This window comes from Enterococcus sp. 22-H-5-01, assembly GCF_050310005.1.
In the GTDB taxonomy this organism is placed as follows: domain Bacteria; phylum Bacillota; class Bacilli; order Lactobacillales; family Enterococcaceae; genus Enterococcus_A; species Enterococcus_A hailinensis.
Map to the genome: position 1 here is coordinate 658,837 of NZ_CP189993.1, position 12,725 is coordinate 671,561.

Annotated in this window: 11 protein-coding genes; all 11 read right to left on the reverse strand. The window is 37.4% G+C overall.

Annotation, left to right across the window (positions count from 1 at the left end):
- Positions 1-126 precede the first annotated feature (126 nt).
- Positions 127-474, reverse strand: coding sequence for a YlbG family protein (locus ACQKTA_RS03330; protein ID WP_332580155.1), 348 nt, complete (start codon positions 472-474; stop codon positions 127-129).
- On the reverse strand, positions 461-886 hold the full coding sequence (locus ACQKTA_RS03335; protein WP_332580145.1) for a YlbF family regulator: 426 nt from the start codon (positions 884-886) through the stop codon (positions 461-463). Before ACQKTA_RS03335 ends, ACQKTA_RS03330 begins: the two co-directional genes overlap by 14 nt.
- Before the next feature lies 1 nt (position 887).
- Positions 888-2,000 carry a CAP-associated domain-containing protein gene (locus ACQKTA_RS03340; protein ID WP_427814187.1) on the reverse strand — a complete coding sequence of 371 codons (1,113 nt, stop codon included), beginning with the start codon at positions 1,998-2,000 and terminating at the stop codon, positions 888-890.
- A gap of 13 nt (positions 2,001-2,013) precedes the next feature.
- Positions 2,014-5,436: a pyruvate carboxylase gene (locus ACQKTA_RS03345; RefSeq protein ID WP_407857266.1), complete on the reverse strand. Its 3,423-nt coding sequence runs from the start codon at positions 5,434-5,436 to the stop codon at positions 2,014-2,016.
- Positions 5,437-5,441: 5 nt separating this feature from the next.
- Positions 5,442-6,632, reverse strand: a complete 1,191-nt coding sequence (locus tag ACQKTA_RS03350; protein WP_332580142.1) for an FtsW/RodA/SpoVE family cell cycle protein — start codon at positions 6,630-6,632, stop codon at positions 5,442-5,444.
- A gap of 3 nt (positions 6,633-6,635) precedes the next feature.
- Complete coding sequence (locus ACQKTA_RS03355; protein ID WP_071858771.1) at positions 6,636-6,938, reverse strand: YlaN family protein; 303 nt, start codon at positions 6,936-6,938, stop codon at positions 6,636-6,638.
- 323 nt (positions 6,939-7,261) lie between these two features.
- Positions 7,262-9,091, reverse strand: coding sequence for a translational GTPase TypA (gene typA, locus ACQKTA_RS03360; RefSeq protein ID WP_332580141.1), 1,830 nt, complete (start codon positions 9,089-9,091; stop codon positions 7,262-7,264).
- Positions 9,092-9,210: 119 nt separating this feature from the next.
- A complete protein-coding gene (locus ACQKTA_RS03365) occupies positions 9,211-9,966 on the reverse strand; it encodes an inositol monophosphatase family protein (RefSeq protein WP_427814188.1) in 756 nt (251 codons plus the stop codon).
- 33 nt (positions 9,967-9,999) lie between these two features.
- Complete coding sequence (locus tag ACQKTA_RS03370; protein ID WP_332580139.1) at positions 10,000-10,269, reverse strand: UPF0223 family protein; 270 nt, start codon at positions 10,267-10,269, stop codon at positions 10,000-10,002.
- A 139-nt stretch (positions 10,270-10,408) separates the two neighbouring features.
- On the reverse strand, positions 10,409-11,257 hold the full coding sequence (locus tag ACQKTA_RS03375) for an aldo/keto reductase (protein WP_427814189.1): 849 nt from the start codon (positions 11,255-11,257) through the stop codon (positions 10,409-10,411).
- 59 nt (positions 11,258-11,316) lie between these two features.
- Positions 11,317-12,723, reverse strand: coding sequence for a dihydrolipoyl dehydrogenase (gene lpdA, locus ACQKTA_RS03380; protein ID WP_427814190.1), 1,407 nt, complete (start codon positions 12,721-12,723; stop codon positions 11,317-11,319).
- Positions 12,724-12,725: the final 2 nt, after the last annotated feature.

Sequence of the window (12,725 nt, forward strand, 5' to 3'; positions counted from 1 at the left end):
ATGCCTCTCTTTCCTCATCTAACAAACTTAATTTTTTAAAAGATTCTCTTATAGATTCACTGACTTCTCTATTATCAAAGAAAAAGATGAAAAATGTTTGAATAAATCAGACATTTTTCACCTTACTTAGACTGTTTCAGCTAGTCGAATCTTTGTATTGGCTTCTACGACATCCAACTCATCGTCATCTTTAACTTGGTATGCAGCTTTTGTTCCGATACGATCAGCAAAATTCATTTCGATATCTGGTCGGTAAGAACGTTCAACTTGACGAACAAAATGCAAAGCTTGCAATTTCTCTTCCGTTTCGTCTGCAACTTCTTCATTCACATACAATACAACATATTTCATTTTTCTCGAAACAAAATGAATTAAGCCAAAACGTTTCAATGTTTTTAATTGTTTCAATGAATAGACCCAGACAATCATCCCACGTCTTTTTTGTACTACGAATTCTGTATTATCCATGACAATTCCCCTTGCAACCATGATTTCCCGTTTCGAAAAAGGGATTTCCAGCATCTACTTTGATTTCATTTGAAATGGTTGTTGCCAAACGTTGACCAATTTCATCCAATAGCTGCTGCAACTCTGTTTCAGCAATTCGAAAGGCAGCAACTTTTTCATTTAAGTCTAAAGCACGTTTGCTTGATCGAACACTTCGTTGTTGTTCACGATATCCCGGCGCGTACTCGCCATATGAAGAAATCCGTTCAAATTTATCTTTTGTGGCTTGAAAAACTTTTCTTAATTCAGCTACTTCAGGACAATCATCCATCTCTTTTTTAGTCAGTAAATAATTTTGATAATTTTGACTGGCTAAGATAGTTTGAATCAGTAGGCGATTTTGGTCTTCTAATTGGAAGAACGCTTCATTAATAATCAACTTACTCACTATCCTTTGTTTTTTCTGGTTCTTGTTTCAAGATTAGCACACTTTCTTGATCAATTGCAACGCCTAACTCATCTGCCTCAGAATCGTCAAAAATATCGACTAGATGACTATGACTGATCCATTCAAATAGATTAAATAAAGGATCTACTGTAGGTGTATAGCTAAATCCAGTTTTATATTCAACTTGATTTTCTTTAGCCAATTTTCTAAATTCACTGTCTTTGAGTTCGAAAGATAAATTACTCAAATGTGCGCTTTGGTCTGTTTGCCACTCTTCTAAACGTTCCTTATTCAATACTTTTTTAGGACTATTTAAAAATTCAGAGAGCATTTTTTCACTATCGCTTGTTGCACGTTCTGAAACCAGATTAGTAGTCTTTTTGTGTAATGAACGATAGAGATTGATTGCTTCAGCTAAATTTTGTTGTTTTTCTCGATTTAAAGTGGGCCAATCAAGATTGCTTTCTTGAACACGATTAGCCAACGGATTGCCACTGTTGATTTGATAAGGCATCAAGCGCAGTAGACTTTCCAAGTCGGCATAGACTGCTCCAATCATTTTTTCGGTTTTGCCATTGAAAAAAAGCATCGCAAAAGTATTATTATCAAACGCGATCAACGGTCGAAAGCGCATATCGCTTTCACTTAATTCAACTGCAACCGGTTCTTCATCATAAGTCAAAGAAAAATCCGCTGATAGATTAATTTGATCCGATAATTGATTGCTCGTCATTCCAAATTTAAACGGCTGCGTGTCCGCTGATTTAGCCATTATCTTTATCGTACTTATCTTATCCGCTTCAATGTTCACTTCTAAGATTCCCTTTTCAAAAGGATACTTTCTAGTTTGAAAAAAGAAACCACTATTCTCAATTTTCGTTGGTTGTCCAAAAACTTTTTCAAATTCAGCTACAGGTTGAGAAATATATTGTGCATAGCCAGCTGTTTTTATTTTTTGAAATTGCAATGCCTTATGTTTTACCACTTGGTTTGTCGCAGGTTCTACACTAACCTTTTTTTGAGCGGGTGGAAAGAGGACTGGTTGCAAATAATAACCAATCAATACAGTACATAGGATACTAATAAAACCAATCACTCTTTTCACTTAACAACGCTCCTTACTTTTCGACAACTTCAATCAATAAATCACCAGAAGAAATGCTCTCGCCTTCTTCAACATATAAATGAGATACTTTACCTGCAAAACGAGCATCGATCGATGTTTCCATCTTCATCGCTTCAGTAATCATCAATGGTTGCCCTTTTTCAACGCGATCGCCATTTTTAACTAAGACTTTTAAGACCGAACCAGACATCGTGGCACCAATTTGTTCCCGATTTGTAGGTTCTGCTTTACGTTTTGTTTGAACGGCACTCTTGATAGAAGCATCTTTAACTACGATTTCACGACGTTGGCCATTTAAGTTGAAGAACAACGTACGATTTCCTTCAATATCCGCCTCACCAATTTCATCTAGACGAATAATCAGGATTTTGCCTTTTTCAATTTGAACATTAACAGTTTCACCTAAACGCATACCGCTAAAGAAAGTCGGAGTATCTAATAAAGTAACATCTGCAAATTGCGCATATGATTTTTGATAATCTAAAAATACTTGCGGATACATCAAGTAACTTAAAACATCTGTTTTACTTGGTTCAAAACCAATCAATTCTTGTAGTTCTTGTTTTACTTTGTCAAAATCAACAGGTTCAGCAAATTTACCTGGGCGTTCTTGCATTGCGGGACGTCCTTGTAAAATAATTTGTTGTAATTTTTCTGGGAATCCACCCACAGGTTGACCCAATTCGCCTTGGAAGAAGCTAATGACTGAATCAGGATAACTCAATTCATTTCCACGTTCATAAATGGCTTCTTCAGTTAAGTCATTTTGAACCATGAACAATGCCATATCACCAACCACTTTTGAAGATGGGGTTACTTTTACGATATCACCAAACATTAGATTTACTGTTTGATACATCTCTTTGATTTCATCCCATTTGTCACCTAAGCCAACTGCTTTCGCTTGTTGCTGTAAGTTTGAATATTGACCACCAGGCATTTCATGACTGTAAACTTCTGTTTGAGCCGCTACTAAACCATTTTCAAAACTTGAATAATATGGGCGTACATCTTCCCAATAATGATTGATTTGACGAACATTTTTAAGATTTAGTTCTGGTGCACGGTCACCGTATTGCAACGCATAATATAAACTGCTCATACTTGGCTGACTAGTAGCTCCGCTCATCGCGCTAGTCGCTACATCGACCACATCAACACCTGCTTTGACTGCTGCTGATAAGGTAATGATCCCATTTCCAGCTGTGTCATGAGTGTGCAGATGAATCGGTAGATCCGTTGTTTCTTTTAATTCGCTAACTAAACGATACGCGGCTTGTGGTTTCAACAACCCAGCCATATCTTTAATAGCAATCATATGTGCACCGATAGACTCTAGTTCTTTCGCCATATTTTTATAATATTGCACATTATATTTTGTCCGTGATGGATCTAAAATATCACCGGTATAACAAATCGTACCTTCAGCAATTTTTCCAGCATCTCGGACATATTGAATGCTTTTCTCCATTTGTGGAATCCAATTTAAGCTATCAAAAATTCGGAACACATCAATTCCATTATGGGCGGCTTCTTTGATGAATTCTTCTAGAACATTGTCTGGATAATTAGAATAACCCACGGCATTTGAACCACGGAATAACATTTGAAGTAATGTATTCGGCATTGCTTTACGCATCAATTTAAGACGTTTCCAAGGATCCTCAGTTAAAAAGCGATAAGCGACATCGAATGTTGCCCCGCCCCACATCTCACTAGAAAACAACTCCGGAATACCTTCGCCAGTTGCTTCAGCAATCGTCAATAAATCATGGGTCCGCACACGCGTTGCTAATAAACTTTGATGTGCATCACGGAATGTTGTATCCGTCAATAGGACTGGATCTTGTTCTTTGATCCAATTAGTTACCGCTTCTGGACCGGATTGATCTAAGATATTTTTTGCAGTGATAATTTTTTTATTTTCGATTTTAGGCATCCGAGGATTTTCAAAATAACGTTTTTCTTGTTTGTCGATACCAGGAAAACCATTTACTGTGATTTCTGAGATATAACGCATTGTTTTATTCCCACGATCACGTACACGTGGAAAATTGAATAGTTCCGGCGTGTTATCAATAAAGGTAGTTTTTGCATTTCCGCTTTGAAAAACAGGATGACTGATCACATTGTGCATGAATGGGATATTGGTTTTAACACCCCGAATTCTAAACTCAATCAAACAACGTTGCATTTTTTCAATTGCTTGATCAAAAGTTAACGCATGGGTACATACTTTAACCAATAATGAATCAAAATAAGGTGTTACAGTTGCTCCGGCATACGCATTCCCTACATCTAAACGAACACCAAAACCACCTGGTGAGCGATAAGTATCAATTTTCCCTGTATCTGGCATAAATCCATTCAACGGATCTTCTGTCGTCACACGACATTGAATAGCCGCCCCTGAGATTTTTATATCTTCTTGTTTGGGCAAACCGATTTCTTCATGTAAATCTTTGCCTTGAGCTATTAAAATTTGTGAAGTTACGATATCTACACCAGTAATCAATTCAGTGATAGTATGTTCTACTTGGACACGAGGATTTACTTCGATGAAATAAAAGTTGTTCCCTTCAACTAAGAATTCGACTGTTCCTGCATTAACATACCCAACATGTTTCATTAATTGAACTGCTGCTTGACAAATTTTTTCACGCTGCTCATCATTTAAAGATACACATGGTGCAACTTCTACTACTTTTTGGTGGCGACGTTGAACCGAACAATCACGTTCAAATAAATGCAGAACATTTCCATGTTCGTCACCTAAGATTTGGACTTCGATATGTTTAGGATTGGCAACATATTTTTCAACGTAAATCTCGTCGTTACCAAAAGCTGCTTTCGCTTCACTTTTTGCACGGTCGTATCCCTCACGAGCTTCTTTCTCATCATGGGCAACACGCATTCCTCGACCGCCACCGCCTAATGCCGCTTTGATCATGATTGGGTAGCCATGTGACTCTGCAAAAGCTAAGACACCTTCAATTGTATCAACTGGACCATCAGAACCGGGAATTGACGGAATCCCTGCTTCTAAAGCAGCTGTTTTAGCTTTGATTTTATCGCCGAAAATATCTAAATGGTGCAAGTTAGGTCCAATGAAAACTAAGCCCTCTTCACTACAACGTTTAGCGAACTCAAGATTTTCTGATAAGAAACCATAACCAGGGTGAATCGCATCGACATGAGCTTCTTTTGCTACTCGAATGATATCTTCAATATCTAAGTAGGCATCAATTGGTTTTTTACCTTTACCCACCAAATAAGCCTCATCTGATTTAAAACGATGAACAGAATAAGCATCTTCCTCTGCGAAGATTGCGACTGTTTTGATATTTAATTCATTACACGCACGAAACACCCGCGTTGCGATTTCTCCTCTATTTGCTACCAATACCTTTTTCATACACTTCACTCCTGACTTTTTAAGTATTCATACTCGAATGCAAGTTTTGTTCGTTTCTCATCAGCACTGATATTCAACGCAAAAGCAACGCCGACAGACAAGACGAGTAGACTGTTTCCTCCTTGACTTAAGAACGGGAAAGTGATCCCTGTCAAAGGAATAATTCCTAAAATACCACCAAGATTAATAAAGACTTGTAATAACAACAAACTGCCAATTCCAATACAAATTAATGAATTGAATGATTTCTTCGATCGAATACCTACTAAGAAAATTCGAACGATCATAAATATCAAGATTCCTAAAATAATCAAAGCACCAATTAATCCAACTTCTTCTACAACAATCGCAAAAATAAAGTCGGTATGGGCTTCACTTAGAAAACCTTTTTTCTCAATACTATTTCCAAGTCCTCGACCGAACCAACTACCATTATACATGGCATAATAACCATTTACCATTTGGTGGCCTTGGTCAAGCTCATATTTGAAAGGATTTTTGAAACTTTCAAAACGACTAAAAATATATTGCAACCGGGCAGGGAATATTTTTTCTCCAAAGTGGGTCAACATTTCGATCACTAAGAAGCTCCCAACTATTCCTCCACCACCGATGATCACACTGTAAAACCAATTGATTCCGCTCGATAATAATAATACAACAGCTAACAACGTAATAATGGCTGCATTTCCCATATCAGGCTGGATTGCAACTAACAAAATCATGACGATCACTAAAATCATTGGACGTTTCATATCAGTCACAAAATTATTTTGAATGGTATCTTGACGTTTAGAAAGAATATATGATAAATACCAGACAACCATAATTTTAAGGTACTCGGCCGGCTGCATACTAAAGGAGCCAATTCTGATCCAACCTTTGGCGCCATTTACCTCATCCCCGACAAAAAATACAATAATCAACAGCAAAAAAATAAAGTAAGTAGCTATAATAATCAACTGCTGACTTTTCAATACATCTGTTTTCATTTTATACATCAAACTAATCAAGATTAAACTTAAAACCCAAAAAATACCTTGGTTCAATACCAAGCTCGTTGGGCTTACATTGTTCGATATTAATAAATAGGAAGTTGAACTGTATACAAAAATCAATCCGATAACCGTTAAAATCAAATACGGTATCAAGATACTATAATCTAAAAAATGACGTTTCTTAATTTTCGTTGGCACGAGTTAAGCCTCCCAGCCGGCATCCGTCAAATCTTGACGAGTTTCGTACAATTCTGTGTAAAGACGATTCAACTCTGCTTCTAATTCACTCAGCATTCGTTGCCCTTCTCCACGATTTAGAATACCAACTTTTTCTGCAAAAAAAACTTGGCGTGAGAAGCCGTACATTTGAGTGTCAACGACCTCTTCAAAAGCTTTACACTGAGAAATACAAAGACTATTGGTCTGATTGCGGATCAATAATTTGATACGATCTGCATCCTCTTGTAATACTTTAATGGCAAAATCAGAAGAAATATTTTCCATTTTGCTTCCCCTCCTATCTTGATTCCAACATTATAACATAGAAAAAATTCAAAAAGGAAAAAATTACGCGAGACTAAGCTTTTTCTAAAGCTTTCGTTCGGATTTAGACTTTTGCACAACCTATTAAATATTACGATAAGGTTACAAACCCAAAAACTATGCCAAAAGTGCAGAAAATCAATTCTTTTGCGTAGTGTATTCGTGAAACAAAACTCCAATATGAAACATAACGTTTTTTTGCCATTTAATATATTCAATTTAATTTGAGTAAAATTAAAAAAAGCCACGCTTCATTTAGCGTGGCTTTCAAAGATATTTAAAATCTATTTACGTTTTTTTGCAGCTTTTTCACGTTCAGATTTATTTAGAATTTGTTTACGTAGACGAATAGATTCTGGAGTAACTTCACAGTATTCATCGTCGTTCAAGAATTCTAATGATTCTTCTAACGTTAAGATACGAGGTTTTTTGATAACAGACGTTTGGTCTTTGTTCGCTGAACGGACGTTAGTCATTTGTTTAGCTTTAGTAATATTAACACCAAGGTCATTATCACGACTGTTTTCGCCGACGATCATACCTTCGTAGATTTCTGTAGTTGGTGCAACAAAGACCGTTCCACGTTCTTCTACACTCATGATTGAGTACATTGTTGCTTTACCATTATCGACAGAAACAAGTGCACCGTTACGACGGCCACCTAAACCACCTTGGATCATTGGTAAATATTGATCGAAAGTATGGTTCATGATTCCGTAACCACGTGTCATTGATAAGAATTCAGTAGTGAATCCAATTAAACCACGAGCTGGGGCTAAGAAAATCAAACGTACTTGACCATTTCCAGAATGAATCATATCTTGCATTTCAGCTTTACGTTGTCCTAAAGCTTCGATTACACTACCCATATATTCTTCAGGAGTATCGATTTGTACACGTTCAAATGGTTCACATTTAACGCCATCAATAACGCGTTCAATAACTTCTGGACGTGATACTTGTAATTCATAGCCTTCACGACGCATATTTTCAATCAAGATTGATAAATGTAATTCGCCACGACCAGAAACTGTCCATGCATCAGGAGAATCAGTATTTTCTACACGTAGTGAAACGTCCGTGTGCAATTCTGACATTAAACGTTCTTCAATTTTACGTGAAGTAACGTATTTACCTTCGCGTCCAGCAAATGGTGAGTTATTAACTAAGAATGTCATTTGTAATGTTGGTTCATCAATGTGTAACACAGGTAGTGCATCTTGATGGTCTATAGGTGTCACTGTTTCACCAACGAAGATATCTTCCATACCTGAAACGGCAATCAAATCACCTGCTTGTGCTTCTTGAACTTCTAAACGTTGTAAGCCGAAGAAACCAAAGATTTTTGTTACACGGAAGTTTTTGATCGAACCATCAAGTTTCATAACAGATACTTGGTCGCCGACTTTCATTTTCCCACGGAAGACACGGCCGATACCGATACGTCCAACATAATCATTATAGTCTAATAATGATACTTGGAATTGTAAAGGTTCGTCGCTGTTGTCAACTGGCGCTGGAATTTTTTCAACGATTGTATCAAAAATTGGTGCCATTGTTGCTTCTTGTTCAGCTGGATCATCTGACAAGCTTGATGTTCCGTTGATTGCTGATGCATAGATGACTGGGAAGTCTAATTGTTCATCATCCGCACCTAATTCGATAAATAATTCTAACACTTCATCAACAACTTCTTCAGGACGAGCTGAAGGTTTGTCGATTTTATTTACAACAACGATTGGTGTTAAATGTTGTTCTAAGGCTTTTTTCAAAACGAAACGTGTTTGAGGCATTGTACCTTCATACGCATCGACAACTAAAAGAACACCATCAACCATTTTCATGATACGTTCCACTTCACCACCGAAATCGGCATGTCCTGGTGTGTCCATGATGTTGATTTTGAAGTCTTTGTAGTTTACTGCAGTATTTTTGGCTAAGATCGTGATACCACGTTCTTTTTCTAATGCATTTGAATCCATTGCACGTTCTTGTAAATTAACGTGACTGTCTAGGGTATCAGATTGCTTTAACATTTCATCAACTAATGTTGTTTTACCATGGTCAACGTGGGCGATAATTGCTACGTTGCGAATATCTTCTCTGTATTTCAAATTAATTGCTCCTTTTCTTGTAACGCGAGACTCACTCGATTGACAATTATAACAGAAAATCGTAGTGAGTGTTAGTAAAACATTTTCACTTTTTCAGAAAAAATCATTTCTTAAGAATTTTATTGATCAAAAGCCTGTATTTCCGCCATTGCTGCAGCAGTCCCGCCAATAAAAAATTCACGCGTATTAAAATGTAATGGTTGCGCGTTTGCGCCATGGAAAGTCATACCTAACTGCTTCATCATGATCGTCCCTGCAGCATAGTCCCAAGGGCTCAAAAGACTCATATAGCCAATTTGAGTTCCTTTTAAGATGGCAATAAAATCTAAGCCTGCACATCCCAAAACTCTAATTCCCATTGATTCTTTTGCGATTGTTTGGGCATGATAGTGATTTTCACGATATAAACCGGCATTCATCCCCATTAAACCTTGACTTAATGATTTATTTTCAGGTTTCGCTAGTTCTTTATGATTATAAAAAACTTTCCCCACCTTTGGACCACCCCAGAGAAGTTCATCACGCATAACATCATAAATGAATCCTAATTGACCCACACCTTCTTCATAGACCGCAATCATAATACAAAAATTTTCTTGTTGCATCACGAAGTTTAGTGTTCCATCAATTGGATCAATTAAAAAGACCCGTCCTTTATCGATGGGTGTTTGATCTTGACCATTTTCTTCACCTAATATCTTCGCATCTGGATCAAACACATGGATTTTATCGACAATAAACTCTTGTACAGCTTTATCCACATTTGTAACAAGATCTGTTCTACCGCTCTTCTGATCAACTTTTAGTGCTTCGCCCAATCCAGCTTTTATCTTTTCAGCAGCTTCATAGATCCAATCAATAATCTGTTTTTCCATAATCTCCCTCCATATCTGCTAGTAATCTTCACCTCAGATTTTAAAACGTTTAGAATCAGTCATTTTTGCCTGTTGAACTGTTCGATATAAAGAATAGCCACTGATTTGTTCAAAATCTCGACCGAGTCTTTTTTCTTCTCCGATACTTTTAATAACTGTTTTAAATTCTTTATAGCCAACCATAAATTTTTCTTTGTCAACACTTGTCTCATTGGCTTCTTCAACAAGATTTAAAAAAGTAATTACTTTCGCTAATTCTTCATGTGTCCAATCCTCATCGATTGGATAACTATAATTTGCCATTTGTTTTCCACCTCATTCATTAGCTAGTTTACCACAAGAATGGAATCCACTTTACTATAAAACCTATCCAGCTAAAAAAGCTGATTACACAACTATGAGTAATCAGCTTATTCAACTTATTCACTTGGAAAATAATTGATCAGAGCATCGCTAAAGACTGCTTTTTAGTAGGTTTAGGATATATTCGATCAATTTCAGCTAATTCATTTTCAGTCAAACTTATTTCGGCAGCATTTATATTCTCAATTACATGCTTACTGTTACTTGATTGCGGAATAGCCAATGTATTATTATTTCGAAGTGTCCATGCTAATAGAATTTGAAATACAGTCGCATGGTGGTTATCTGCGATTGCTTGTAAAATTTTTTGTTGCTGAAACTCATTTCCTAGCGTATCTCCTTGGGCAATCGGTGAATAAGCAATCAAAGGCAGCGCATGTTCTTGCATCCAAGGAAGTAAATCATATTCGATACCTCGGCTACCTAAATTGTACAAAACTTCATTAGCAGCACAATATTGGCCATTAGGTACTGAATAGAGTTCTTCCAAATCTGCAACATCAAAATTTGAAACGCCCCATGCGCGAATTTTACCGGCTTGTTTTGCTTGTTCTAACGCTTCTACTGTTTCTTCTAAAGGAATCGACCCACGCCAATACAGTAGATATAAATCGAGGTAGTCTACTCCTAAACGCTCTAAACTCTGATCAAGGCTGACGGGCAACTGCTTTTTTGAAGCATTCCAAGGATAGACTTTTGAGATCAAATATAAATTGTCACGATTTAGCGAGTTGATCGCTTCTCCTAACATCAACTCAGAATTTCCTTCTCCATACATTTCTGCTGTATCAATGACAGCAATACCTGCTTCGATCCCCTTTTTAATCGAATTAATTTCTTGCTTTTTTAAACGAAGGTCATCGCCCATATGCCAACTTCCTAAGCCAATAATAGGCACCCGTTTTTCTCCAATTTTTATTGTTTGCATACTTTTACCTCCTAATAGAAAAGCACCGTACAACAATTGTTATACGGTGCAACATTCATTTAAATATGAATCGGCATTCCTAATGCTAATTCCGATGCATCCATTACGATTTCACCTAATGATGGATGGGGATGAATTGTCAATGCGATATCTTCAGCGTTCATACCTGACTCAATCGCTAATGCAAGTTCTGAAACCATATCACTTGCACCCACTCCAGCAATTTGACCACCGATGATGACATTGTCTTCGACAGTAGTCACTAAGCGAATAAATCCTTCTGTTTTTCCTAATGATAACGCACGACCATTACCAGAGAACGGGAATTTGAAAGCTTTCGCTTCGATTCCGGCTTCTTTCGCGTCTTTGATTGTCATACCGACCGTCGCTAATTCTGGATCAGTAAAGGCTACTGCAGGCATCGCTTTGTAATCTACGGCCACTTTCTTACCAGAAATTGCTTCTGCAGCAATTTTAGCTTCATAACTAGCTTTATGAGCTAATGCTGCGCCCGGCACGATATCACCGATAGCAAAGATACTTGATACATTTGTACGACCTTGTTTATCTACAGTAATCATACCACGATCGGTCATTTCAACGCCGGCTTGTTCTAAGCCCATGTCATTTGTGTTCGGACGACGACCTACTGTTACCATAACGTAATCCGCATCGATCGTTTGTTCTTTTCCATCCACTTCATAACGGACAGTTACGCTGTCTCCATTATCAATCGCTTCACGAGCCATCGCTGAAGTAACAATATTAATTCCTTTTTTCTCAAAATCTTTTTCAACTAATTGAACCATGTCTTTTTCATAAGTTGGCAAAATTTGAGGTGTTCCTTCAAGAATAGTAACTTGAGAACCTAGGTTAGCATAAGCACCGCCTAGCTCAGCTCCGATTACACCGCCACCAATGATAACAAATTTTTCTGGCACTGATTCTAAAGCCAAACCGCCAGTAGAATCTAAAACACGGCCGCCAAATTTAAATCCTGGAATCTCAATAGGGCGAGACCCAGTTGCAATAATAGCATTATTGAAAGAATAAGTTTGAGCTGATTCTGGATGGATCACACGTAGTGTTTGTTCATCAACAAAGAAAGCTTCTCCTTCAATAATCTCTACTTTATGTTTTTTTAATAAGAATTTAACACCGCTTGTCAATTTATTAACGACTTCATTTTCTTTCCACTCTTGTGTTTTAGAGAAATCGAGCGAAACGTTCTCACTGCTGACTCCAAACATTGAAGAATCTAAAGAATCTTGAAAATGATGGCCCGCAGAAATCAATGCTTTAGACGGAACACATCCGACATTCAGACAAACGCCGCCGATGTATTCACGTTCAATGATCGCTACTTTTTGTCCCATTTCTGCAGCGCGGATAGCAGCGACATAGCCGCCAGGTCCCGCACCGATTACAACTGTATCTAATTCAATGGCAAAATCTCCAACTACCATGA

What these genes read in the sequence shown, in the direction of transcription:
- ACQKTA_RS03365 (WP_427814188.1), bottom strand. Translation starts at nt 9,966, where the DNA reads ATGGAAAAACAGATTATTGATTGGATCTATGAAGCTGCTGAAAAGATA.
- lpdA (WP_427814190.1), bottom strand. Translation starts at nt 12,723, where the DNA reads ATGGTAGTTGGAGATTTTGCCATTGAATTAGATACAGTTGTAATCGGT.
- ACQKTA_RS03345 (WP_407857266.1), bottom strand. Translation starts at nt 5,436, where the DNA reads ATGAAAAAGGTATTGGTAGCAAATAGAGGAGAAATCGCAACGCGGGTG.
- ACQKTA_RS03355 (WP_071858771.1), bottom strand. Translation starts at nt 6,938, where the DNA reads ATGGAAAATATTTCTTCTGATTTTGCCATTAAAGTATTACAAGAGGAT.
- ACQKTA_RS03375 (WP_427814189.1), bottom strand. Translation starts at nt 11,257, where the DNA reads ATGCAAACAATAAAAATTGGAGAAAAACGGGTGCCTATTATTGGCTTA.
- ACQKTA_RS03370 (WP_332580139.1), bottom strand. Translation starts at nt 10,269, where the DNA reads ATGGCAAATTATAGTTATCCAATCGATGAGGATTGGACACATGAAGAA.